The organism is Vibrio sp. FE10, assembly GCF_030297155.1.
In the GTDB taxonomy this organism is placed as follows: Bacteria; Pseudomonadota; Gammaproteobacteria; order Enterobacterales; family Vibrionaceae; genus Vibrio; species Vibrio apostichopi.
In genome coordinates this window covers 1,808,908-1,831,436 of the sequence record NZ_AP028067.1, presented here as the reverse complement: position 1 = coordinate 1,831,436, position 22,529 = coordinate 1,808,908, and the positions used below count along the sequence as shown (strand labels likewise).

The following is a 22,529-nucleotide window of genomic DNA, read 5'->3' as shown; positions in this document are numbered from 1 at the left end:
CATTGGGATACCGAACACTATGAATAAAGACTTTAACTTTACAATTAAAAGCATTTGTCTCGATGAAAATTATCGTCCTTCAGACAGTACTCGTATCACAACCAACTTTGCTAACTTAGCGAGAGGCGATAGCCGCCAAGAGAATCTGCGTAACGCATTAAAGATGATTGATAACAGTTTCAATGCTTTAGCGCATTGGGACAACCCAAATGGTGATCGCTACTCTGTTGAACTTGAAATCATTTCTGTTGATATGGACATCGAAGGCAGCGACCAAGCCTTTCCTTCAATCGAAATTTTGAAAACAAATATCGTTGACCACACCACCAACAAACGTATTGACGGCATTGTTGGAAACAACTTTTCCTCTTATGTTCGCGATTATGATTTTAGTGTATTACTACTGGATCATAATAAGGGCCAACCAAAATTTAGCATTCCAGATAATTTTGGTGACCTTCATGGAAAGCTCTTTAAATACTTTGTCAACTCGGAAGTATATAAACAGAACTTTAATAAACAGCCAGTGATATGCCTGAGTGTTTCAGACAATAAAACCTATCATAGAACAGAGAATCAACACCCAGTTCTAGGTGTTGAATATCAGCCAAATGAGTCTTCTCTCACTGAGCAATATTTCAAGAAGATGGGCTTACAAGTTCGCTACTTTATGCCGCCAAATAGCGCAGCGCCGTTAGCTTTCTATTTCTTTGGTGATTTACTTAATGACTACACCAATTTTGAACTGATCAGCACCATCAGCACGATGGGAACTTTTCAAAAGATTTACCGCCCAGAGATTTATAATGCCAACGCCGTTGCCGGTAAATGCTACCAACCAAACCTGAAGAGCTTAGATCACTCGTTGACTCAAATTGTTTATGACCGAGAAGAGCGCAGCCAGTTAGCTATTGAACAGGGTAAATTCGCTGAAGAACACTTCATTAAGCCGCATCAAGCGACTCTTGAGAATTGGTCTGCGAACTACGCATTGTAATTAACCCAGAATATAGCGGCACTTATTATGAAAACACTATTACCGACTTCAACGGCAGGCAGCTTACCTAAGCCCTCTTGGTTAGCTCAGCCAGAAACCCTTTGGTCACCTTGGAAATTGGAAGGTGAAGAACTGATTACTGGTAAACACGATGCTTTGCGTATTTCGTTGCAAGAACAGCAACAAGCCGGAATCAGTATTGTTAGTGATGGCGAGCAAACGCGCCAACACTTCGTCACCACGTTTATTGAACACCTCAACGGTGTTGATTTTGAGAAGCGTAAAACAGTCAAGATTCGTAATCGCTATGACGCGAGTGTTCCCACAGTTGTAGGCCCTGTTTCTCGCCAAAAACCTGTTTTTGTCGAAGATGCGAAGTTCTTACGTCAGCAAACTGATCAGCCGATTAAGTGGGCATTGCCTGGTCCTATGACCATGATCGACACGCTTTACGATGATCACTATGAGAGTCGCGAACAATTGGCTTGGGAGTTTGCCAAAATTCTCAACCAAGAAGCTAAAGATCTAGAAGCCGCTGGCGTTGATATTATCCAATTTGATGAGCCGTCATTTAACGTGTTTTTTGATGAAGTGAATGCTTGGGGAATCGCATGTTTAGAAAGAGCCATTGAAGGCCTTAAATGCGAAACTGCGGTTCATATTTGCTATGGCTACGGCATTAAAGCCAATACAGATTGGAAAAAGACCTTAGGAACCGAGTGGAGACAATACGAAGAAGTATTTCCGAAACTGCAAAAATCTAATATCGATATTATCTCATTAGAATGTCACAACTCTCATGTGCCTATCGAGCTATTGGAACTTGTTCGCGGTAAAAAAGTCATGGTCGGTGCTATTGATGTAGCCACCAACGATATCGAAACACCAGAAGAAGTTGCGGATACTCTTCGAAAAGCTCTAGAGTTTGTGGATGCCGAAAATTTGTACCCATGCACTAACTGCGGAATGGCTCCCCTGCCTCGCTCTATCGCAACGGCCAAGCTTAATGCATTACATGCAGGTGCAGAGATCATTCGAAAAGAACTCGCCGATAGATAGAACACTCATCGGAGGCTTTATCGGGATATGAAGCATCAACCTGTTTGACTAAATGTTTGACTAAAAGCGCACCGAAGAAATCGGTGTGCTTTTTTACGCTTCACTGTTGATAGGGTTAGTTAGTCATTAATCGCTGAACGCTGACGATTCCACTCAAACTTACAGCTTATTAAAGCTGTATGTATAACCTCAGCATGTCTTTATGTTGAATGCCGTTTTCAAAGATGGGCTCTGGATAATGGATAAGAAAGTAATCTTTAGCCACTGAATCGACTCGAAAGCCAAGGCGTTGATAGTAAGTTAGTTGATAACCAAAAGTACCAGTGCCGAGTTCGACTCTTTCTATCCCTTTCGTCGGTAAAACAGACAAGACAAACCTAAGTAATTCAGACCCAATGCCACGCCCCTGACTTTCGGGGTAGACTGAGACATTATAGATTTCAGCAACAGTATGCGTTTGAGGTTCAAGTTGAGGTTTAACTACACACACGCCTAAGATTTTTCCATTCTCTGACGCGCTAAAGCACCACGAACTTGGCAGATACGATGAAATGCTCTCTTTAGACGGGTCAGCTTCAAGCAGTAGATCCATCGGGATCTCACTACTTCCAACTTCATTTAATTCCATATTCCTCACCAAGTCCGAAACGCAAATCTAAGTCTATCAAAAGTGATACTCACTAAGCTAACTCATATGAGAAAGCATGCACTATGGATAATTGGTTGTTAACTTGAGTAAAGCTTAAGGAGTTGAGGGATGTTACTGACAGCCTAACCTCGCGTAGCAAGCCACGCATAGGCCGTTAGTGATGAAACTATCAATACTTACTTGGCTACTGTCGCCTCTGACAGCTTGCTCAACACACCTGAGATCTTTTTAATGACTTCATCACAACCTTGAATTTGATGACGCTCCATTAGGTACGTAGGATTATTGTAAGTAAGCCAAACTTTCTTATTATCGTCTTCACTCACCATGACTTTCTGAGGTAAATCGATAGCCACATCTTGAGCGCACTGCATTAAAGGCGTTCCAACCTTCGGGTTACCAAAAATGATCACTTCGGTTGGTCGAAGTTCTAGGTTCACACTGGCCGCATTTTTTTGATGGTCTACTCTTGCAAACAAAGTAAGCCCTTTGCTTTTCGCTATATCTTCGAAGCGATCAGCCGTTTCTTTTACCGAGTAATTACTTTCATACTTAACCAGACCATCAGAAGCCGCTACAGAAAAGGAAGCGGAAAGTGCGATAATGCCTAGTGATATTATTCTTTTCATTCTATACCTCTACGAGTTAACTCATTCAAAACACAGTTGCCTAACGCCGAACTACAGGGCGAAACATCACTCTTATAACGCCTTTTTAGGTACTTAGTCTACGTGGAGCTTTGTAATATGCGTCATCAGAAAGCCTAACCTTTAAACTAGTTGGTACTTATGATTGTAGGTTCGTTTATAAACACTCGAGGCGAACAACCTATTACTCAGGTGTTTTTCAAGGTTCCTAAATGTCGATGTTCTGAAGCCCAATTGGGTGAGCGAAACCACCGACCCTAACCTTGATAATCTCTCTATCGCCAGCATCGTCCAATTCAACGACTGCAGTAATTTGTGAAACACAACTCATTGCCCTACCTTGCTCGAAAGTAAAACTATCTCCATGAATGCCATTTAAGTGCTTAGCTAAATAGCAAGCCAACGCACCACTGGCGCTCCCTGTTGCTGATTCCTCAGGGATTCCAAATAAAGGAGCGAAATTTCTACAACTTGCAGTTAATTCGGTGTGTTTCTCACACAGTTCAAAAGCATGTAGGCCAATGACATCATGTACCTTACAGAATTCACTAAGAGAACCTTCATCGACTTGAATTTTGTCGAGATAACCATTGGGGACGGGAACAATAATATCTGGCAACCCAGTTGAAATAACCTCGATTGGTAACTGGGTAGATCTTAATGTTTGGGGGTCGATTCCAATCAATTCAGATATCGTGTCATAGCTAAACACATCTTTATATTCAGGTAATGCTTGCTCCATGACTATCTGTCCATTCGACTCAACAGTGACAGCCAATATGCCAGCTTTAGTCCTTTGAATGTATTGCCCTGGAGTGATAAGCCTTTCACGGTGCATTGTTGAAAACGCTGCTAATGTTACGTGTCCGCAGAAATCGACCTCGCTCGTTGTGGTGAAAAAAGACAATTCAAAGTCGACTTCATCATCTTGAGAAATAAACGCTGTTTCAGAAAAGCCAACAGCTTGTGCTATCGCTAACTTGTCTTCGTTAGACAGAGAATCGGCCTGCAAAACTACGCCCGCAGGATTCCCTCCCTTGCCGTTCTTAGTAAACGAATTAACCAGAAAAGCTTCAACATTCTTCAACTTCACTACCTCCATACAACATCATAATAAACGGGGATAAATGCTCTCTCCCACTCTAGACAATCTTGTCACAATTTGATGTTTCTAGATGCACTTTTTCTGTAATCGGTTTCAATAACTAAAGATGTGCGGTTCTACATAGCTGATTAACATGAACTCATGTGCAGTGAGCGATGAACTCGGACTCACTATAGATACTAACTTTTAGAAGAAAAACTGACTTTCTGAGGTGTTTTTCGGTCTTTTTTACAGATAACCACAGTATTGGCCAGTTTGTCATGCCAGCCCTGTTTACGCTTATCCCAAGCGACCCAAAATATTCCAAGCCCAAATGGGATAGTCGCTAGGATATATCCAAGGTATCTCACTATATATTGTTGAAGTGAAGGTTTTTCGCCAGTGGTTGCATCTACAATTTTTGCGGATATCGCCATTTTGCCAGGTGTTGCTTGTCGATAAAGCCAGAAACCCAAAATAGCGACGATTGGAAAGATCCAACCAAACACAAGATCTGTCAAGCCTTTGACTATTGCCTCGTTATCAAAATATACCCAGCCGTAAACCGAAATCAATATAGGGTATGTAATGGCACCGATTATTACTGTATCGATTAAACTCGCACCAACTCGAGGCCAAAAGCCTGAATATTCGTACAAATCACTTATTGTTGAGGGAACATCATCTTTCATACTATTTACTTATATAACCAACGTAAATACATGATACGTAATGCAATCGACTTCTCAATTAGTATTCAACTAGACGCGTAAAGTTTGTGATTGCCGTACCGATTTATAAATCACGACAATAGAAAATCGTTCAAAAATGACATCAATAAAGAACACATAACGCACGGTAAAACACCAAATGTTATGAATCTATTTAGAAGCTTGGAAAATGAAGTAAATACAGAGAGAGTTAAACCACAACCTTGCTGTAGCTGTTTCGATCCATATCGACGACTTCAATCGTAATCGAGGCATCAACCAGAGACAAAGACTCTAATTGCGTCATCACAGTGTTTGACAAGGTAGCCTTATTGTCATCGCTACGGCCAGACAATATGCGCAGTGTGACGTGGATGAAATCTTCTTTGGTTGTACCGGTTTGGTAGTTCTGATAGGCGATACTTCTCACCTTGATATCTCGGCCGTCAGCCTCAAACAAACCCGAATTTAGCGCACCGAGAAAAACTTTGCTGTTTAACTCATCCGACTTAATAGACGAAGAGTGTTCAATAATACAATGAGGCAAAACTTACTCCTTAAAAATTAGACGTTACTGTTGCTTGAGCTATTAAACGAGTACATGCGAACTTCGTCACGAGGAAACCAACCCAATTTCTCGTAAAATTGCTGAGCGTTGATATTATCGTTGTATACGAATAAGTGCGTCTTGGGAACACCTAACGTAGCAAGAGAGTTAACCGCTTCGGATACAAGTTTACAACCTAGCCTCTGTCCTCTGCATTCAGTAGAGACCGCCAAATGTTGTAAATAACCTCGACGCCCATCAGTACCCACTAAGACAGCACCAACAATCTCTTTGTCGGACTCAGCAACAAAGCTCAACCCCGGATTACGCTCTAGGTAACTCGAAATGCTTTCTTTTGAATCCGCATCTCGGATGCTCATGCCTTCAGTTTTACACCATAACGCAATGACTGAATCATAATCTGCAGTTACCATTTCCCGAATCTTGACCACATTGCTCTCCTTGCTTCGATTGATGTTCATTCCATGCTATTCCTCGAGATCTTGTCACTAAATTTATCAGTCATATCGAATCTACTCCATGAAACCAACAATACTCACAACGTTGTTGGGGATTTAAACGGCGCTAAAATTAACACTAAACTCTTGTTCTTTAACCAGTTGTCAGTTAAAGAATTACAACTTAAGAAGCTGTTAGTTTGAATGTTTTATGTGGCTTGAAATAGATTCAATACAACGTTTTGCTGAATCACTTACACCTGAGAGTTGAAAGAATCCATGGATTACACCCAAGTAAGGCTCATATCGCGCTTCAACACCTTGAGCAGCCATCGACCTATAGAGTTGCTCCCCTTCATCACGCAATGGATCAAACTCTGCCGTAATGATCGTTGTTGTTGGAAGGCCGTGAAAGCTCACATTTAGAAGGTTAAGTTCCGGTTCGTGCAATAAATTGGACTCGCTACCTGCGTATAATTCGAAGCCAGAAAGCAGCATGTTCGCAGTGATAATATAGTCTGACCCGTTTTCCACGTAACTGTTTGAGCGGCCATTAGGGTCTAACATTGGATAGATTAGAATCTGCTGGCGCGGTAGCCACGAATAAAATTTCTTAAGCCTCAATGTCGTAGCCAAAGCTAATTGGCCACCAGCACTGTCACCAACAAACACCAAGTGGTCTGTGTTGCCACCATATTTCAGCCCGCATTCTTTAATGCCGAGTACAGCTTGGTATACGTCGTCGTGTGCTGCTGGGTAAGCGTGTTCTGGCGCGAGTCGATACTTGATGCAGATAACAATAGAGTCCGATTGAAGAGCAATTTGTCTCAATTGAATATCATGAGTTTCAAAGCCACCACTGATAAAACAGCCACCGTGAAAGTACACAGTGATCGGCAAATTCGGTTCGCTCGTTGGTTTGTAAACTTTTACCTCGACGCCATTGATGACATCTAAAAATTCGCGTTCAATTTGAGGGCTATTACCCGCCAAAACGGTACTGCCAATATAGCCAGCTCGTCTATCTTCAATGGATTGTCGTGATGGGCAAGGTTTACCATTTAATTGAAAATCTTCGACTAGCTCTTTGATGCCAGTCTCTAAATGCTTGGTCATTTTTTTATTCTATGCTGAAAAAACAACAGAATAATACACTCACACAAGAACATGTATATCCATACAGTTATGATATGTGAGCTAAAACTTACTTATAGAGGCTAAACTTCTTGGTAAATTCGCGTAGGGTTTCAGTGTCACCAAATAGGCATACACCTAAATATTCTAGATCTGCCTCTTTGGTTTCTTTCGTTCTCTGTTGTTGCTCGACAGAACCACCTTCGATCATCGTGCTCGTGAAATCAGTGAATTTGATACCGCGGCTAATGGCCTCTTCACGAACTTTTCGAAGCTTGTTCGAATTGTCGGCTTTCAAAGCAATGAAAGGATAGTGAGACAAATTAGGGTGAATGCCGTCATCCATATCTTGATAGTCAACGTAACAGGTTTCGCCCTCGTTCAATTGATTCGACAAGCCAACACTCAAATGCCCTAGTACATTCAGCGCTCTTCCCAAATCCATCTTCTTACTTAAGACAGCAATGAATCGTTGCTGAGTTTCATCTGGTAAAGTGCTCACAACATCTCCCTTGTTCATTATCAATAACATTCGTCATCTAACGTATTACCGAGAGGTGAACAATGCAAGAGCTTCATCTAGGAGCTTCTGACTCTGTAAAATTGGTTTTGAATGTAAACGCGTAAGGCGAATCACCCGTTTCTCTTAGGTGCTCTAACCGCTCAATAGCTTCATCAAGGCTTGGGATGTGATCATCTTCAATCCACCAAAGCACATAGGTGTCTTCCGCTAAGCGATGAAACCATTCGTTTTTTCTTCGCATGAAGTCGCGATGGTGAGTTCTAAACATGAAGTTCTTTAACGAATCTACTGAGTCCCAAACAGACATATTGACGATCATGTTCGGATCATCGAACGCTTTAATATTGGTTGCATCACCAGATTCATCTTTGAGACGCCAGACAAACCCCTCACTGCTTTCGGCTATGCCATTAACCAGATCTAAATTATCGACAAAGTCTTTGATTTCCGGTGCATCTAAAGCGTACTTCGCTAGAGCAATATTTAACTGAGCTAATTTCACAATGCTTCTTCCTTGAATAATTATGATAAAAATGGAGAGTACTTCGATGAACAATAACCAACGTCAATCGCCAATCAAGACTCGTTCTGAATCTTTACACCCTAACATGAAACCCACTTCCCAGTTCCTACGGTGATTTTTTATGTGGATTTATTTATGGGTATTACTAAGTAAATACCTAGTCCAACCTGATTTTTCCAATATCGTTGATTCGACTAAAACGATATTTAGGGTAATACACCCAATAAACATCATCATGTACCGAGTCTTTAGCTAAGATTAACTGTAATTCGCCATCCCGCGCGATGATTCTAACTTTATTTTTAACCGTTGGTTTAGTCCTGTATATATCTAAATATTCCTTGTTCTTTAAGGCGCTCAATAGACTAGCCTCGTCAACCTCTTCAATGGACGAAATAACGAAACTGTCCTCGACTAACCTATCTGAAAGCAAATCACGTATCGTATACTTCTGAGAAAGAAACAGCGTCACAGTTAGAAGCGCCAAACAACTCCATGAAAGAGTTACTTTAAACCTAACATTAGTGACTAAACTAACTAAAGTTGCGATCAAGCAGACAACAAAACTGATTGCGGTTACTAAAAACCAAACGTCCATATATACCCAATACCTACTATTTTATTTATACAGTAAGTTGTAAACGATCCAGCCGCCATAACTTCATTTATGTACGTTACCCAGCTCTAGCGCCGTTTGGCATTTCGTTTTCAGGGCAAGCCAAGCATGGTTGTAATTTATCTTCGTAGCCGATGTCGAACAACATTCCTTGAGACACTTCACCCGCCATCTTTCTTTCAGGCAAGTTCACAACAAACAAAGCTTGCTTGCCTTCAATTTCTTTCGGGTTTTCTCGCTCTTGCTTTATACCTGCCAAGATTGAACGTTGATGATCGCCAAAATCTACTGTCAGTTTCATGAGCTTGTCGGATTTAACGACTTCAGAGACCTCTACGATTAGACCCACGCGAATGTCGATTTTCGCGAAATCATCAAACGTGATTTCATCTTTGATTGGAGCGTGTTCCATATTTCTATCCTCATAATGACTTAAGCCAAAAACGCCGAGCGTTAAGATTCCATCATAAATTCTTTATTAGCTTTTGGCACTCGCAGTGCAGAACAATTGGTCTTTAACGAGACCGCGAGCAACTTTCTTGATTGGTGAGTTAAATCAGATACTTCGTGATAATCAACATCACGAGCCCAGAAGCAGTAGATGTTTTCGTTGGTGATAAGTTAAGGCAAGCTCTAGACAATGTTTAATTTCTGGGCCTGGCAATGGGTCGGATAAGCGTAATTCAATCGCCCTATTTCCTTGAAACCGCAATACATCACCATGCAACTCTCGAAAGGTGTCTACCAACTTTGTTTGGCAGTGAAAGTACAGATAATAGTTATTCGGTGATTTCAATTTCCAGTCGATTCGTACTGGGCTACCTGTCTTTACGCTGTAGCTGGGTTCTCCCCACTTCAACGACTCTTCCACTTCGCCCAACTGCAAATCGGATGATAGTGTGAAGATAAGTTCTCGTAACTCTTCAAGCCGAATTCGAGAATTTACTGGATACTCTTCGAAACGATCCTTGACTGCCTTGTCCATTGAAACCTCCTATTCACACAATGCCACGACCAAATCTAAGTTTCGTGCATTAAGCACATTATTAAACTTTATTAGTTTCGACATCCACTGATTTTATTAATGGAGCTGCACACTCTACAAAATCATTTATATCAAAGCTTTCTTGAGAATCTGAACCACCAGTGACATCAAAACAGCCTTTCACAGTCGGCTCTAAACCCGTTTTATCGACATCTAATACGATTTCTATTTGATACTCATGGCCTTCAGGTAGGTGTTTAGTACACTCTTCTATTGTAGAAGCTGTTGCTCCTAAACTAACCATAAATAAGCAGACAGTTAATACACTTTTACTCATACCTAACCTCATAGAAATTTCTCGAATACGTAATTTCAACTCGCAACACTACGCTTACCAAAACAACATGATTATTTATTATATGTTCTGGTAGCGGGTCTTACCTTATACGAGTTCAAAAGCGGGACATGACGTTTCTTGATGAAACTTCATTTTTATCCTTTCGCTATTTTGAGTTATCGAACTTTGGGTGTCAGCCTTGAACGATCATGATGCAAGTTTTCCAATTCCGCAGATTGAATAGTTGTAGAAATTAGCTCTTCGAATAGAGCTAATTGCCCTGCTGGAATTAACTGGTTTTGTATACTTCGTCGTTTATTAGAATCAAACAACCTTTCAGCTAACCAACCGACTAGATACATCAGTGAAAGACAACCGCCAGCAGTAGCTACATTACCGTCAATCACTAGAGGTAGATCTTGAACATTACCTCCCATGCTTTCCAAAACTGACTTAGCATCCGGATTTGTGGTCAACGGCTTGCCTTTGAGTATACCAAGCTCGTGAAGGATGAATGACCCTGCGCAAATTGAACCTAGTAACTGTTTATTAGGATCTAACGTCAACGCTGACATAAAATTAACATCATTCATAGCCGCTGGAATACCACGTTTACCGCTAGTAATAAGGACTACATCTTGCTCTGCTGTTTCTGAGACATGACCATCCGTTTTAACTTTAATTCCTAAGTGGGAGTGATGTTCAGATTTAGTCCCTAGTATGCTAACTGTCCAGCTATCTGTTGTTCTACCAAGCAAGTCATACATAAGAAAGAAGTCTACGTCTGTAAAATCATCAAACAATACAATACCAACTTTGTACATAATATTTATTCTCTCTAACAGTTTTAGTAGGTCGTGTAACACCTTGTTAAGAATCAAACGGCACTATCCAACTAACCTAACTCATTGCGCATAAACAAGTCGCCTAAACTAAAAATCCCAAGCGTTGTGAGTCATCCATAGCCGTTGTTATCTGCAGGTTACCCAACGGAAATATGGTCTCTGACCATCCATACGCTCTATTTCGGCGCCTAGGTTAATGTAGAACTCGCGTGCTTTTGTGTTGTAAGGGCTCGCAGTCCATGAAATGTACGAAACCAATGACGTTTCAGCGTATGACTTTAACGCTTGCATAAGCTCTTTGCCATAAGCCTTTGATCTTTGTTCTCCTAAAACTAGGAGGTCATCAAGCCAAATAGATGGTTCACCGCTAAAAGAGGAGTAACTATAATGAAACAACGCAAACCCTAGAACCTCGTCATTCAGTTCTAATAGAAAAGCATGTGCAAATGGATAGTCACCAAATAACGTGCGTTCGATTTTCTCTGTAGTCGTCGAGATTTCGCCTTCAAACCCTTTCATGCTTCGATCAAACTCAGCTTTTTGCTTAATAAGTTCGAACAACTTACTAGAGTCTTGTTTAGATGCTTTCCTTACGTTCACTATGTTCTCCATAACTCAATTTATGTGAGTATTTCTATAAATAATCCAAGCCGTTGCTCTGTAAACACAAAAAACAACAATGGAGTGGAAAGTACCAAGCATTGGCAGCCCAATTGAATGGCTTGTTCAGCTGACACTACCCACTGATTTTCTTAGACATATTGAAACCAGTAATCTCGAAACCAACGTCTTTGTATAGTTTAAGCGCTCGTTCATTATGATAAGCAACCCGAAGCTTTATTTGACTGATACCAATCGTTTGTAGTTGAGCTTCCAACGCTGAAATAGATTGAGTTCCGAAACCAAAACCTCGATGTTCGCTTGAAACAAAAAAGTCATAAATAAAAGTAGATTTATCACTCATGTTTATTGAGTGCCAAAGATAACCCACCAGCTTAAGCTCACCTTTGATTTCTGCATCAATACATAATAATGAATGCTCATTTCCCTCTAGCCCGTTAGGAAAGCAACGATGCAAATCCTTCTTGGCTAATTCGATTGAGACATCTAAAGAATGTCCATAATTTTTAGCTATTTCCTGACTGTAATCGTCAATGAAATACTGACAATAAGCCGGATATTCCTCTTGGCGCATTTCTCTGAGTACTACCATTTTTATCCTTTATCTATGTAGAACTGATCCGCAACACAACGCGTGCTAACTATTGCACCCTATACCTTGCCAAAGACTTGGTGACGTCTAAATTCTGATACCAGTTATTGAAAACCAACTCGAAGTCTTCAAGCACAACACGACCAAAATCGTGATTCCTATACCGCTGACATAAGGCTAAAAGTTGCTGAGCATCATTGAGTGGGGCTTTGAACCGAATAATTGAGCTATGCGCTGTAACTAGCTTATAACGGCTATCGAACGTTACTCTTACCCCAGCTTCAGTTAGCTGCGTTCTAAGCTCATTTCTAAGTCGCTCTAAAGTACCAGATGTTGGAAAGCCTTGAATTACAATGCAGTTAGGTGAAGCACTAACACCGTGATACCTAATTTCTATTTTGCCTGCATTTTTGAGAGCCGAACGAAAAACATCGATATAAGAATTAACATCAATTTCGGTTACGGCAAACTCTGGTAAGCATGAAATCACTGACAAAACGGTTAGGTGCAACTCATCTGAAGGGTGATAGTATTGCTCTGGTTCGAGTTCTCGCACCTCTTTCTGAAAACGAGTGATGTCATTGATGGTAGAGCGGTTCCCTTGATTTAAATACGCCAAGGCAGTGATGCCTCTTCGAGTATCATTTTCAAGCTCTGACAGGTATGGATCGAGTTCATATTCATTGCGCTTTAATGCCAATTCAAACCTTTGCCACATGTCATCATAAATACTCTGAATCATCATTTCCTCTAAGCGTATAACGCTAAACTAACCACTTGAAACTATGTCATATACTTTTACGAAGTGAAAATGCCAAGTGTTAAACGTCAATTTTAGCACCTTGTTAAACGGATTTAACCGCGCCTACTTTCGCCCGACTTCGTGCTTTTCATTGCGAGGTAACTCAACATCTAAGTCATCCCAGTTAGCCTTTGATGTAACAAAGTTATGAGAAATAGGACGTTCCGATATCTCTGTATCGAGTATACCTAAACGAAGGCGAAGCCTTTTCGGGGATTGTGAATTTGAACTATAGATTGGACTTCCACAAGTTTTACAAAAGTACTTCCGTTTGCCTTCACTGCTTTCGTAAAAGGTAAGTGTATTATTTTTGTCTGTTAACTTGATATCTTCAGCATTAATGAAGCCATTAGTGGCATAGGCACTTCCGCTTGCCTTACGACACAAAGAGCAATGACAGTGAATGATATCAGTGACGCCTCCATCCAATTCGAACTGAATTGAGCCACATAAACAACTTCCTTTGTACATCTAAATTCCTTAGCTAATTCCACTTGCTGAGCGACACTACCACCTAAATCATTGCATCATAAACACGAAATCCAACCTTGAATTGAAGTGTCAAGTATTGGGAATCTATCTTAAATGCTCTGTTTAGTGGCTGCCCCGCGTAAACCGATTAAATTTCCGAAAGGGTCTTCAACTTGGCACATAGATAATCCATTTTCGATCTCCATAGGACCACGATATAAAGATGCCCCAAGTGATTCGAAACGAGCTAATGCAACAGATAGATCAATAACAGACCAATATATTACAGTTCCCTTTTTACCCTCAGAAACCTTGTCATCAGATTGAACGACTTCGAGAGAGAACCCGTTGACATCAAGTACCGTGAAGTCAAAGTCAGGGTAGTAAACCGGAACGGCTTCAGGAAAAGCTTTCTTGTACCATTCAAGCCCTTTCGGTACATCTAGGACATGAATAAGAACCGCTGATGGATTCATGATTTTTCTCCAACCACATAACGCCAAATCAAAGTGTGAGGTAGCTCAATACCAAAGTCTCCGCACACCACCTTAACCACCAAGAGCAAGGCATAACAAAAATGCCACGCGTGCCGAATCACTCTTGAAGAATTTGTTAGGCTACTTTCACGCACATAATTATGCCTGTTGACCGACAAAGCTTTGCTACAACAAGATCATCTCGCTGTGATAAGTGAGCTATCAACGTTCGAACCTTTTCATTGTGCTCTTCTGACCAATCCTCACGAGTTTTCATATCATCTATGATGTAAAAACCACCAATTTTGAGGCAAGCTAGAGTTTCATCTAGATAGTGGTATTTACCCGGCCAAGTATCAGCAAATATCAAGTCAATCGACAATGGAAGGGTTCGATCGATAACATCCTCACCATTGGATAAAACAATATCAATTCGTGGATCTTCTTCTAGATAACTACGAGCGATATCAATATTTGCTGCCGAATTATCTACCGTTGTTAATTTCGAGTCTTCAGACATTCCATGCAATATCCATGATGTGCAAAGACCAGTGCCAGTCCCTAATTCTAACAAGTACCCTGATTGCTTACTCGCAGCTAAAGCAGCTAGAAATGAACCTATCGGAAGTTCTGATAATTGCGGAAAACCAATTTCATGTGTGGCTTTCAATATTGCTTCATATTGTTTTGGATAAACTTCCACTGTCTCGTTCATATACTTTTCCTTGTAGCCTAACGCCGCGTTATAGCGATTCACTTGACACTAGAAAGTGCTTTGAAACCAACACATATGAAAGCGAAATATTTATAGCTTCACGAGTCTCATAAAAATACTTACTCTGACGAAGTGCCTGCTCTTTAAAGTTATCAAGTAAATCGATGATTTCTAGTAAGTCATCTGAATCTGTATCTGACTTTTTATAGTTACACATTGCTAATTCAAAAAAACCAATAGAACTCTTCATACTCTCATAGTTGTTTTTATTCTTGTATATTGAATTCCATAAAGATTGGTAGTTATCCGGTAATTCGCCAGGAACATTGATGCTTTTTGTTATAGCAATAATTTTTTGAATTTTATAATTGGTTTCAGGCTTCAAGCTATGTGATATATATAACTTAACAATAAATGAACGTACTGTTTTATAAATAAAATAGACTAAAGCAAAGAGTACGCCATAAATCGCGCATGTTATTAAAAAAGGTACAAAAAACTCATAACCCAATAACCTTCCTACTAGTTCCATTTATAGTTTCCTTTTGAATCTATTTAGCGCCATGTTAAGAGGTGAGCAATGCAATACCGATGTTGCAGCAACCACCTTAATCACAAAAATCAACGCATGGTAAAAATGCCACGCGTTGCAAATTCCTCTTGAACATTTTGTTAGGCGATGACCACGCGCGATACGGTACACGTTTCTACCCACGGCTCAATATCAAATTCTTCTCTAGGATCCAACACCTCAATTTTACTATTAGCCCATAGGCTCTTGGCACTTTCAACCTGCGGATAAGGATCAATTAAAAGAACGTTTTTGATATTTGAACCAAACTTTTTAAGATACTCCAATAATGCTTGGTCATAAGGGTTAAACGCAAAACCAAAAATAATAATGCTTTGTGATTGAGATAGTATATTTGCCCCTAGATCCCAAACTTCTTTTAGTTCAGATGGAGGCTCTTTTTCAGGAGCCGGAGGGACAATTAGTGCGTTACCCGCCTTTCCTGGCTTACCGCTAGTATATTTAGTGTCTTTATCCCACGAAAGTGAGCCATGGAGCTTAACCAATGGCGTGTCACCAGTAACTCTTAAATGCGCATTTTGCCATGGAAACTGTGGGTTGATTCCTCGACCTCTTAATTGCTCCCCAACCACGCCATAATTAAAGCCCGATGTTCCAAGTGCACATTCGACAATCGTGTCATAGTTACAGGTAATAATGCCGTTTAGACCAAAAACTTTCAGCTTTTCAAAGAATTGCTTTAGGGCAACAATTTTTTCATTTTCTCTAACAACACGCTCGTCAAACATTGCTGCTGAATATGACCCACTAATTCTAGTCATAAATGGTTCTGTAAGGCGTCGATTCACATACCAGATGACTCGACTTTTCCTGTGGCTAGATTTTTCAACGCACCAATGAACAAACTTTTCTGGAGTGCAATCGGGGTTGCTTTCCCTCCACAGAACCCAGTCTTTTTTGATGAGCTCAAGTCTTCTCTCTTCGGCGTCAGAGGTGGTGCCTATATCAAAATCAAACAGATTATTAACTAACGGCAGGTCAAACGCCCATTTCGAAAAGCCCGCACCTAGAAATAAAGTTCCCAATGAATCCTCCTCATATTGCCTAACGCCCAATTAAGTAGCTGACAACGCTACCAAGACACTCAAATTTACCACCTAAATCACTGAAGCTAAGCCGAGTTGAAAATGCCAAGCGTTGACAGTCTGCTTAAATTGCTTGTTATACATACATTGCACCATAGATTGCTAGCAAGCCGATTGGAAGGAGCAATATCCATTGTGGAAGTTTTACAAAAACCTTAGATCCAAAAAAATATAACCCAACTGCCACAAACACTGATGCATACAGAATATATAAAAAACCTAACGACTGGATTAGGAAATAGAGTGAATCAATACCATACCAACCGACGTATAAAAGCATTAGTGAGCTAACAAACAAAGTGACTGAGACCAGATGCCAACAAGCTAGAAGCGTTGCTTTCGGGATATCATCAAGCTTTGACTTTAGAAAAGGTCTAACCGGGTCTATTTGACCTGCAAATACATGTACTAACGTAGTAAACAGGGCTAATAACCCCGAGCTAAATATCCATATATTCATAATATACTCCGTATGTATAACGCCCTGTTAAGGTGTGAGCAACGCAATGCCGAAGCCTCCGCATGCCACCTTAAACACTTAAGCCAACGCATAGTGAAAATGCCACGCGTTGCGAATGATCTTCACCCGATAAAATGGACACCCTATTATCTTTAACCCGTCGCTACTTCATATTCATGCGGGGTTCGATATCCAAGACTTGAGTGCAGTCTATAACGGTTATAAAAATGCTGGATATAACCGGCAAGTTTATCTCTAAGCTGCTTCTCACTTTTAAAACTATTTTTCCTAATTATGTCGCCTTTGAGCGTATGGAAGAACGACTCCACCTCCGCATTATCAGTGCAATGACCTGGTCGATTCATACTTGGGACAATTCCATTTTTTGATAATAAAGCTTGAACTTCATGGGCTCGATATTCAGAGCCTCTGTCGGTATGAAACAATAAGCGCTCTTGTGGCTTTCGATTTCTAATTGCCATTCTCAACGAACTCATCGTTAGTTGTGTACTCTTCTTACTACCAAGCGACCAACCGACGATTTTACGCGAGTAAAGATCGATAACGACCGCTAGATACATCCAACGTTTACCTTGCTTTATATACGTTAGATCTCCAGACCATTGTTGATTAACTGCCGTTGGTTTTGGTGTGTCTTTTTTAATATTCTTAATCGATTGATAGAACCGATGTAGCTTGGCCATTTTCATGTAAATGCGATAACTTCGCGCTCTTAGCCCTTGCTCTTTCATGATCCGAGCCACACGCTTGCGGCTAACCAAAACGCCTTGGCGCCTCAGTTCTGCATGAACTCGTGGGCTGCCGTAAGTCTCTCGACTCTGGGTAAAAACTTTAATTATACGCTTCTTCAAAGCCTGCTCTTCTTGATCGTAGCGGCTTGGTTCTCTATCAAGCCATGCGTAATAACCCGACTTAGAAACAGATAGAAAACGGCACATCAATACAATGGAATAACGCGTTTTGTAATGGGTTATGAATCGGAATTTTGTCGATTTTCTTGGGCAACGAATCGTTGCCACTTTTTTAGCAAGTCATTCTCGAGCTTAAGTTGTTCGTTCTGACGTTCAAGTTCTGCAATCCGACTAGACTCAGTTTTCTGGCTCGGGATCTTAGTCCTTTTCTTACGTTTATCTTCCATAATAACCCCTTCTCTATAGTCCTTTCGCCATTTAGAAAGCATATAAGGGTGGATATCTAATGATAGCGCCACGCTTTTAACTGTAGCTCCTTCTCGAAGCGAAAGTCGGACAGCAGTTACCTTAAATTCCGTAAGATATTGTTGAGTTTTTTTACCTGATTTATAAGCTGGCATAATCACCTCCAATTACAATTGAAGGTGTCCATTAGATCGGGTCAACTACAGAATCACTCTTAAACAGTTTGTTATATTTTTATTTCTGACACTGCTAATAATATTTTGTAGTTATCTTTCCACTCCCCTTCAACGCATAAGTCATTGAAAGACAGCTGTTTGGAGAACAATAACGTTTCAAGAAAATATGTAGGCAACAAATTAGGCCAAGACTCATAGGCATTTGTTTTTTCGTCATTTTCAGTCCAAACATCTGCAAGTACGATCGAGTACCGACGGCGTTGGCTATGATTCGACCTCAGTTCTTTTTCTAACATTTTGATTGTGTTGATAGAAAACATTCGCTCTACATCTCGCTCAATACAACCCATTTGTTGCTTTACAGACGTTAGCCTTTTCGCTTCGATTAAAATGGTAATATTTTCATGAAAAACCACAGCGTCAATATGCTTTCCATCTATTAAACATATGGGCGCTTCAAACCAAGATATGCATGCTTCACCAAAAGCGCTCTCTAAGGCTACTACTAAATTATTTGTCAAATTTCGTTCTGTAAATCCTGTGCTGCCGTGGGCTGGATAATATTGAGACAAAATATTTGTATAGCGAGAACTCATAGCTCTACATGCTAATTCGAGCTTTTCAATCATGGTACATCCTCAAAAAATATAACGCCCTGTTAAGGTGTGAGCAACGCAATACCGATGCTTCCGCATACCACCTTAACCACTAAAACCAACGCATAGTGAAAATGCCACGCGTTGCGAATCACTCTTAAACAGTTTGTTAGGCATTGCTCAACAAAATCAATCACTTTTTATATTTAGTCTCGTAACCGGGGTTATCTTCAGGGCGAAGTGAGTTTGGATAGAGTAAGTCAGACTTCACATCAATAGAAACTTGTTTGATATTTCTGAACGTATCATTAGGGTAAGGAATCGCTATCATATCATTAGTAATCTTTTGACCTTTACCACCGACTTCTCCACAAAAAACCTTGATCGTTCCAACGCTAAACAAACTCTCAATTGGATTAATATTAACTTCAACATTTGTGATCTTATCGTAATCAATTACTTTATAATCAATACCCATAAAGCCACTACGAAAGAGAAGCCGCTTGTTGGAATACGCATAAAACGTATTTGGATATACTAGCAACTTGTATAGTATTAGCGCTAAACCAAACCACATTACACACCCTTCTGATAAAAGCTGCACAGGGTCTGTAGAAAAAAGTTCCGAGGATGACCTGCCTAAAAATAAAAATAGCAGTATTCCGCAAAAGAACACAAAGGAAGCATTTAGCATGTATGCTATAAAATAAGGCTCTCCCACCCAGAGTATTTCTTCATTGTCATCTAAGACTGGTTTAAATATATCTTTCATAATATTAGTTTCTAAATAATTGCCACTGATGCCTAACAGCTATATTAGACAGAAAAATTCTGTATTTAAATGCAGACTAATTCTGTCTAGTTTCTACCACTCACATCCCATATGCAATCTAGCCATTATATAACAATGACTTATATCACAGCTAGCATCGGCTTTAGAGAAAATGCAGAATCTTTCTGTCTAGTATGACCAAACTCCCAACATTAAGAATCTGGTCAAGATAGCTTACTTCAGCTCTTCTGGAATGCGGCGATCTTTGTGGTAGTACTCACGGTCGCGCTCGTTGATTTCACGTACCACTTTGCACGGGTTTCCGACAGCAACCACATTGGCAGGGATGTCTTTGGTGACAATACTGCCCGCTCCAATAACCGAATTTTCGCCGATGGTGACGCCCGGTAATACGACGGTATGCGCGCCAAGCCATACGTTCTTGCAGATACGAACAGGCACGTTGAACTGCGCGGCTTTGAGCCTAAGTTCAGGACTGATGGGATGTGTGCCTGTTGCAATGGTTACGTTAGGAGCAATCATCACGTTATCGCCGATGAATACGTCTGTGTCGTCGACCAAAGTTAGGTTGAAGTTCACATATACGTTATTGCCTAGGTGTGTGTGACGGCCCCAGTTGGCGTGTAATGGAGGTTCGATGTAACAACCCTCGCCGACTTCAGCGAACAGTTGCTTCATGATTTGTTGGCGTTTGTCACCTTCACTCGGGCGAGTGTGGTTGAAATCGTAAAGCACTTCTAAGCATTGTGTTTGCTCGGCGACCAGATCCTCGTCATCACAGTAATAAACGTCTTGGTTGTGCATTTTTGCCTTTATATCCATGTTTTAACCTATTTGATAATTACCGAGAGCGGTATAAATTAAGCGACATATGGATAATTTGAAGCGTTTCACTGGCCTTAAAACAAGTTTACGGGCTAACGTGGCCTGATGTTCTCGGCAACACGCCATAGCACGCCACTTGGGTCAGTGATACAAAACTCAAGCATTCCCCAAGGCTGTTCGACAACCTCAGTAACGGTTACTTCAAATTCCGTCATTACATTAGAGTTTTGCACGTGTTGATACCAACTTTTTACGTCTTCCACCAGCAAGTGCATCATGTAATTGTGACAGTGCGCAGGTTCGTAAAAATCTTGTAAAAGGAATGCATAATCGCCGTGACGGAAATAGGCGATATCATGGAATTCAGACATAATTTCAAAGCCGAGAGTTTGATAAAAACGCTTGGACAAATCGAAATCTTTCGCGGGGACAAACGACTTTATTTCTGCGACTTTCAGGTTTTCCATGACACACCTTTCCTTCTGGTTTTCTTATGGCTTTGAAGCCTAGTTATCTAGCTCGGCTTACTCTTGAATAGGTTTCAGTTACTGGCTAAAAGACGCAACTTCATCTTTGGTGAGATATCGCCACAGGCCTTCTTCGACATCTAAACTTACTTCGCCTATTTGCTCTCGGTGAAGCCCTACAACTCGGTTACCGACTGCGGCAAACATTCGTTTAACCTGATGAAACTTACCTTCTGTGATGGTCAGTAGCACCTCTTTCGGGCTTATCACTTCTAGTTCTGCGGGGCGCGTGGGGTTCTTCTCACCTTGCAACTGAACCCCCACTTTGAATTTATCTGCGACATCGTCTTTGATATCACGTGACAATGTCACACGATACACCTTTTTACACGACTTGGTCGGTAAAGTGATATTGAAAGACCAACGGCCATCATCGGTAATCAACACTAGACCAGTTGTATCGGCGTCTAATCGCCCTGCAATATGCAGTTCTGAGGCTTTATCTAACTCTAGATAATTGAAAAGCGATGGATAAACTTCGTCGATATTGGAACAGATGGTGTCCGCTGGCTTGTGCATTAAGATGTATCGAAATGCGCGTAGCGTCAATGCATCACCATTAAGCAAGATGGTGTTACTTTCATGAACCTGAGTAGATTCGTCTAGCACAACCACACTGTTCACAGTCACCTCACCGTTTTGGATTCGCTGAACGGCTTCGAGTTTTGTTAGTTCTGTGCTTTTACAAAGGTATTTATCAAGGCGCATTAATCGTCTGCACCACATTTCGCACAAGGCTTGTAGGTACGTTCACCTTGAGCAATCACCACATAGTCTCGAACGCAGTTATCACATAGCGCCAACTTTGGGTAAGCGTCTTTCTGTTTCTTTGCGTTAATGTCGCCTTCGGTGGTGTATACGGTTCTCATTTTCATGCCTTTGTTTTAATAACTTGCTAGGCGCAAATTGTATCACTGTTTACAGCCCTGTTTGCAGTGTTGTGACCTAGATAAATAAGTATCAGATGAGGTGATTCTTTTCAGATTCCGCGCGATGGACAACAAAATCAACGTGCCACGGCTATCAGTGGTAAAATGACAAAAGCTCACCAACCAATGAAGTCACTAATGAAAAATTGTAATCAATGCGGAAAATGCTGTATCAAATATGGAGATGGTGACCTTGCCGCGACTCAAGAAGAGATTGATTTGTGGGAGCTGTTCAACCCAGACATCTTTGAATATGTTCGCGGTAGTGAGATCTGGTTTGATCCTAAATCTGGCGAACGCTTAAGTCGTTGCCCTTTCCTAGAGGTTGTTCCAACGAAAGATAAGAATGCTCAGGCGAAATATACGTGCAGCATTTACTTAGACCGACCTGAAGATTGCCGCCATTATCCGAGCTTAATCAATGAGATGGTAAGAGATGAGTGTGAGATGATCGAGGTGGTGGATTTACAAGATACGAAAAAAGCTCAAAGAAAACTCGACCTTTTAATGAAAGACAGTCGCCCTTCAAGCTTTTCATAAGCACTGATCTTATAAAGATCCTGACTAAACAGTCGTT

33 protein-coding genes are annotated in these 22,529 nt (G+C 40.8%); 3 read left to right on the top strand and 30 right to left on the bottom strand.

Features of this window, described 5'->3' with window-relative positions:
* The first annotated feature begins 19 nt into the window (after positions 1-19).
* Complete coding sequence (locus QUF19_RS08340; protein ID WP_286298630.1) at positions 20-997, top strand: DUF1852 domain-containing protein; 978 nt, start codon at positions 20-22, stop codon at positions 995-997.
* Between the two features lie 27 nt (positions 998-1,024).
* Positions 1,025-2,056 (top strand): methionine synthase, encoded by a 1,032-nt coding sequence (locus QUF19_RS08335; RefSeq protein ID WP_286298628.1) that lies wholly within the window; start codon positions 1,025-1,027, stop codon positions 2,054-2,056.
* Between the two features lie 169 nt (positions 2,057-2,225).
* Here QUF19_RS08335 and QUF19_RS08330 read toward each other — a convergent pair whose 3' ends face one another.
* From QUF19_RS08330 to QUF19_RS08170, 30 genes are all read right to left on the bottom strand, one after another.
* On the bottom strand, positions 2,226-2,684 hold the full coding sequence (locus QUF19_RS08330) for a GNAT family N-acetyltransferase (protein ID WP_286298626.1): 459 nt from the start codon (positions 2,682-2,684) through the stop codon (positions 2,226-2,228).
* Positions 2,685-2,881: 197 nt separating this feature from the next.
* Entirely contained in the window at positions 2,882-3,334 is a 453-nt protein-coding gene (locus QUF19_RS08325; protein ID WP_017112017.1) for a DUF302 domain-containing protein, read from the bottom strand.
* 226 nt (positions 3,335-3,560) lie between these two features.
* Positions 3,561-4,445, bottom strand: a complete 885-nt coding sequence (locus QUF19_RS08320; protein WP_286298622.1) for a PhzF family phenazine biosynthesis protein — start codon at positions 4,443-4,445, stop codon at positions 3,561-3,563.
* 191 nt (positions 4,446-4,636) lie between these two features.
* Positions 4,637-5,128, bottom strand: a complete 492-nt coding sequence (locus tag QUF19_RS08315; RefSeq protein WP_286298620.1) for an RDD family protein — start codon at positions 5,126-5,128, stop codon at positions 4,637-4,639.
* A gap of 229 nt (positions 5,129-5,357) precedes the next feature.
* On the bottom strand, positions 5,358-5,693 hold the full coding sequence (locus tag QUF19_RS08310) for a 5-carboxymethyl-2-hydroxymuconate Delta-isomerase (RefSeq protein ID WP_286298619.1): 336 nt from the start codon (positions 5,691-5,693) through the stop codon (positions 5,358-5,360).
* Between the two features lie 17 nt (positions 5,694-5,710).
* Positions 5,711-6,145, bottom strand: a complete 435-nt coding sequence (locus QUF19_RS08305) for a GNAT family N-acetyltransferase (RefSeq protein WP_286298617.1) — start codon at positions 6,143-6,145, stop codon at positions 5,711-5,713.
* 201 nt (positions 6,146-6,346) lie between these two features.
* Positions 6,347-7,267: an alpha/beta hydrolase gene (locus QUF19_RS08300; protein ID WP_286298614.1), complete on the bottom strand. Its 921-nt coding sequence runs from the start codon at positions 7,265-7,267 to the stop codon at positions 6,347-6,349.
* Positions 7,268-7,355: 88 nt separating this feature from the next.
* A complete protein-coding gene (locus QUF19_RS08295; protein ID WP_286298610.1) occupies positions 7,356-7,787 on the bottom strand; it encodes a DUF2000 domain-containing protein in 432 nt (143 codons plus the stop codon).
* Positions 7,788-7,860: 73 nt separating this feature from the next.
* On the bottom strand, positions 7,861-8,310 hold the full coding sequence (locus tag QUF19_RS08290; protein ID WP_286298609.1) for a DUF3291 domain-containing protein: 450 nt from the start codon (positions 8,308-8,310) through the stop codon (positions 7,861-7,863).
* Between the two features lie 178 nt (positions 8,311-8,488).
* On the bottom strand, positions 8,489-8,929 hold the full coding sequence (locus QUF19_RS08285; RefSeq protein ID WP_286298606.1) for a hypothetical protein: 441 nt from the start codon (positions 8,927-8,929) through the stop codon (positions 8,489-8,491).
* A gap of 76 nt (positions 8,930-9,005) precedes the next feature.
* Positions 9,006-9,359 (bottom strand): tRNA-binding protein, encoded by a 354-nt coding sequence (locus tag QUF19_RS08280; RefSeq protein WP_286298603.1) that lies wholly within the window; start codon positions 9,357-9,359, stop codon positions 9,006-9,008.
* Positions 9,360-9,527: 168 nt separating this feature from the next.
* Positions 9,528-9,932, bottom strand: a complete 405-nt coding sequence (locus QUF19_RS08275) for a DUF1801 domain-containing protein (RefSeq protein ID WP_286298601.1) — start codon at positions 9,930-9,932, stop codon at positions 9,528-9,530.
* 61 nt (positions 9,933-9,993) lie between these two features.
* Positions 9,994-10,269: a hypothetical protein gene (locus QUF19_RS08270; protein ID WP_286298599.1), complete on the bottom strand. Its 276-nt coding sequence runs from the start codon at positions 10,267-10,269 to the stop codon at positions 9,994-9,996.
* Positions 10,270-10,445: 176 nt separating this feature from the next.
* Positions 10,446-11,093 carry a DJ-1/PfpI family protein gene (locus QUF19_RS08265; protein WP_286298595.1) on the bottom strand — a complete coding sequence of 216 codons (648 nt, stop codon included), beginning with the start codon at positions 11,091-11,093 and terminating at the stop codon, positions 10,446-10,448.
* 147 nt (positions 11,094-11,240) lie between these two features.
* Positions 11,241-11,726 carry a GNAT family N-acetyltransferase gene (locus QUF19_RS08260; protein ID WP_286298593.1) on the bottom strand — a complete coding sequence of 162 codons (486 nt, stop codon included), beginning with the start codon at positions 11,724-11,726 and terminating at the stop codon, positions 11,241-11,243.
* 124 nt (positions 11,727-11,850) lie between these two features.
* Positions 11,851-12,327, bottom strand: a complete 477-nt coding sequence (locus QUF19_RS08255) for a GNAT family N-acetyltransferase (protein WP_286298591.1) — start codon at positions 12,325-12,327, stop codon at positions 11,851-11,853.
* A 49-nt stretch (positions 12,328-12,376) separates the two neighbouring features.
* Positions 12,377-13,069 carry a 2'-5' RNA ligase family protein gene (locus tag QUF19_RS08250; RefSeq protein WP_286298589.1) on the bottom strand — a complete coding sequence of 231 codons (693 nt, stop codon included), beginning with the start codon at positions 13,067-13,069 and terminating at the stop codon, positions 12,377-12,379.
* A gap of 123 nt (positions 13,070-13,192) precedes the next feature.
* A complete protein-coding gene (locus QUF19_RS08245) occupies positions 13,193-13,600 on the bottom strand; it encodes a GFA family protein (RefSeq protein ID WP_102291266.1) in 408 nt (135 codons plus the stop codon).
* Positions 13,601-13,710: 110 nt separating this feature from the next.
* Entirely contained in the window at positions 13,711-14,076 is a 366-nt protein-coding gene (locus QUF19_RS08240; protein ID WP_286298581.1) for a VOC family protein, read from the bottom strand.
* A gap of 136 nt (positions 14,077-14,212) precedes the next feature.
* On the bottom strand, positions 14,213-14,791 hold the full coding sequence (locus QUF19_RS08230) for an O-methyltransferase (protein ID WP_286298578.1): 579 nt from the start codon (positions 14,789-14,791) through the stop codon (positions 14,213-14,215).
* Between the two features lie 28 nt (positions 14,792-14,819).
* Positions 14,820-15,323, bottom strand: coding sequence for a hypothetical protein (locus tag QUF19_RS08225; RefSeq protein ID WP_286298575.1), 504 nt, complete (start codon positions 15,321-15,323; stop codon positions 14,820-14,822).
* Positions 15,324-15,463: 140 nt separating this feature from the next.
* A complete protein-coding gene (locus QUF19_RS08220; RefSeq protein ID WP_286298572.1) occupies positions 15,464-16,408 on the bottom strand; it encodes an SIR2 family protein in 945 nt (314 codons plus the stop codon).
* A gap of 136 nt (positions 16,409-16,544) precedes the next feature.
* The gene (locus QUF19_RS08215) at positions 16,545-16,928 is read right to left on the bottom strand and encodes a hypothetical protein (RefSeq protein WP_137375705.1); all 384 of its coding nucleotides are present in this window, start codon (positions 16,926-16,928) and stop codon (positions 16,545-16,547) included.
* Positions 16,929-17,080: 152 nt separating this feature from the next.
* Positions 17,081-18,261 (bottom strand): IS3-like element ISVisp1 family transposase gene (locus tag QUF19_RS08205; RefSeq protein ID WP_286298566.1). Its coding sequence is split into 2 segments (ribosomal slippage): positions 17,081-17,976 and positions 17,976-18,261, totalling 1,182 coding nucleotides; the frame shifts between segments, so codons are not numbered across the junction.
* Between the two features lie 71 nt (positions 18,262-18,332).
* The gene (locus QUF19_RS08200; RefSeq protein WP_203505312.1) at positions 18,333-18,911 is read right to left on the bottom strand and encodes a hypothetical protein; all 579 of its coding nucleotides are present in this window, start codon (positions 18,909-18,911) and stop codon (positions 18,333-18,335) included.
* 160 nt (positions 18,912-19,071) lie between these two features.
* Positions 19,072-19,650 carry a PH domain-containing protein gene (locus tag QUF19_RS08190; RefSeq protein ID WP_286298559.1) on the bottom strand — a complete coding sequence of 193 codons (579 nt, stop codon included), beginning with the start codon at positions 19,648-19,650 and terminating at the stop codon, positions 19,072-19,074.
* Positions 19,651-19,884: 234 nt separating this feature from the next.
* The gene (locus QUF19_RS08185; RefSeq protein WP_286298558.1) at positions 19,885-20,493 is read right to left on the bottom strand and encodes a sugar O-acetyltransferase; all 609 of its coding nucleotides are present in this window, start codon (positions 20,491-20,493) and stop codon (positions 19,885-19,887) included.
* A 95-nt stretch (positions 20,494-20,588) separates the two neighbouring features.
* Complete coding sequence (locus tag QUF19_RS08180; RefSeq protein WP_102383068.1) at positions 20,589-20,963, bottom strand: VOC family protein; 375 nt, start codon at positions 20,961-20,963, stop codon at positions 20,589-20,591.
* Between the two features lie 78 nt (positions 20,964-21,041).
* Positions 21,042-21,758, bottom strand: a complete 717-nt coding sequence (locus tag QUF19_RS08175) for a pseudouridine synthase (RefSeq protein ID WP_286298553.1) — start codon at positions 21,756-21,758, stop codon at positions 21,042-21,044.
* Positions 21,731-21,892 carry a hypothetical protein gene (locus tag QUF19_RS08170; protein ID WP_012604036.1) on the bottom strand — a complete coding sequence of 54 codons (162 nt, stop codon included), beginning with the start codon at positions 21,890-21,892 and terminating at the stop codon, positions 21,731-21,733. The genes QUF19_RS08175 and QUF19_RS08170 overlap by 28 nt, the downstream gene beginning before the upstream one ends.
* Positions 21,893-22,090: 198 nt before the next feature.
* Here QUF19_RS08170 and QUF19_RS08165 point away from each other — a divergent pair, with 198 nt between their 5' ends.
* Entirely contained in the window at positions 22,091-22,492 is a 402-nt protein-coding gene (locus QUF19_RS08165) for a YkgJ family cysteine cluster protein (protein WP_286298542.1), read from the top strand.
* Positions 22,493-22,529: the final 37 nt, after the last annotated feature.

Excerpts from the sequence above, each read along its gene's own strand:
- QUF19_RS08225 (WP_286298575.1), bottom strand. The coding sequence starts at position 15,323 with ATGGAACTAGTAGGAAGGTTATTGGGTTATGAGTTTTTTGTACCTTTT.
- QUF19_RS08325 (WP_017112017.1), bottom strand. The coding sequence starts at position 3,334 with ATGAAAAGAATAATATCACTAGGCATTATCGCACTTTCCGCTTCCTTT.
- QUF19_RS08315 (WP_286298620.1), bottom strand. The coding sequence starts at position 5,128 with ATGAAAGATGATGTTCCCTCAACAATAAGTGATTTGTACGAATATTCA.
- QUF19_RS08170 (WP_012604036.1), bottom strand. The coding sequence starts at position 21,892 with ATGAGAACCGTATACACCACCGAAGGCGACATTAACGCAAAGAAACAG.
- QUF19_RS08245 (WP_102291266.1), bottom strand. The coding sequence starts at position 13,600 with ATGTACAAAGGAAGTTGTTTATGTGGCTCAATTCAGTTCGAATTGGAT.
- QUF19_RS08280 (WP_286298603.1), bottom strand. The coding sequence starts at position 9,359 with ATGGAACACGCTCCAATCAAAGATGAAATCACGTTTGATGATTTCGCG.
- QUF19_RS08255 (WP_286298591.1), bottom strand. The coding sequence starts at position 12,327 with ATGGTAGTACTCAGAGAAATGCGCCAAGAGGAATATCCGGCTTATTGT.
- QUF19_RS08185 (WP_286298558.1), bottom strand. The coding sequence starts at position 20,493 with ATGGATATAAAGGCAAAAATGCACAACCAAGACGTTTATTACTGTGAT.
- QUF19_RS08180 (WP_102383068.1), bottom strand. The coding sequence starts at position 20,963 with ATGGAAAACCTGAAAGTCGCAGAAATAAAGTCGTTTGTCCCCGCGAAA.
- QUF19_RS08260 (WP_286298593.1), bottom strand. The coding sequence starts at position 11,726 with ATGGAGAACATAGTGAACGTAAGGAAAGCATCTAAACAAGACTCTAGT.
- QUF19_RS08165 (WP_286298542.1), top strand. The coding sequence starts at position 22,091 with ATGAAAAATTGTAATCAATGCGGAAAATGCTGTATCAAATATGGAGAT.
- QUF19_RS08265 (WP_286298595.1), bottom strand. The coding sequence starts at position 11,093 with ATGTACAAAGTTGGTATTGTATTGTTTGATGATTTTACAGACGTAGAC.
- QUF19_RS08330 (WP_286298626.1), bottom strand. The coding sequence starts at position 2,684 with ATGGAATTAAATGAAGTTGGAAGTAGTGAGATCCCGATGGATCTACTG.
- QUF19_RS08230 (WP_286298578.1), bottom strand. The coding sequence starts at position 14,791 with ATGAACGAGACAGTGGAAGTTTATCCAAAACAATATGAAGCAATATTG.
- QUF19_RS08200 (WP_203505312.1), bottom strand. The coding sequence starts at position 18,911 with ATGATTGAAAAGCTCGAATTAGCATGTAGAGCTATGAGTTCTCGCTAT.
- QUF19_RS08240 (WP_286298581.1), bottom strand. The coding sequence starts at position 14,076 with ATGAATCCATCAGCGGTTCTTATTCATGTCCTAGATGTACCGAAAGGG.
- QUF19_RS08285 (WP_286298606.1), bottom strand. The coding sequence starts at position 8,929 with ATGGACGTTTGGTTTTTAGTAACCGCAATCAGTTTTGTTGTCTGCTTG.
- QUF19_RS08215 (WP_137375705.1), bottom strand. The coding sequence starts at position 16,928 with ATGAATATATGGATATTTAGCTCGGGGTTATTAGCCCTGTTTACTACG.
- QUF19_RS08335 (WP_286298628.1), top strand. The coding sequence starts at position 1,025 with ATGAAAACACTATTACCGACTTCAACGGCAGGCAGCTTACCTAAGCCC.
- QUF19_RS08250 (WP_286298589.1), bottom strand. The coding sequence starts at position 13,069 with ATGATTCAGAGTATTTATGATGACATGTGGCAAAGGTTTGAATTGGCA.
- QUF19_RS08270 (WP_286298599.1), bottom strand. The coding sequence starts at position 10,269 with ATGAGTAAAAGTGTATTAACTGTCTGCTTATTTATGGTTAGTTTAGGA.
- QUF19_RS08300 (WP_286298614.1), bottom strand. The coding sequence starts at position 7,267 with ATGACCAAGCATTTAGAGACTGGCATCAAAGAGCTAGTCGAAGATTTT.
- QUF19_RS08190 (WP_286298559.1), bottom strand. The coding sequence starts at position 19,650 with ATGAAAGATATATTTAAACCAGTCTTAGATGACAATGAAGAAATACTC.
- QUF19_RS08340 (WP_286298630.1), top strand. The coding sequence starts at position 20 with ATGAATAAAGACTTTAACTTTACAATTAAAAGCATTTGTCTCGATGAA.
- QUF19_RS08275 (WP_286298601.1), bottom strand. The coding sequence starts at position 9,932 with ATGGACAAGGCAGTCAAGGATCGTTTCGAAGAGTATCCAGTAAATTCT.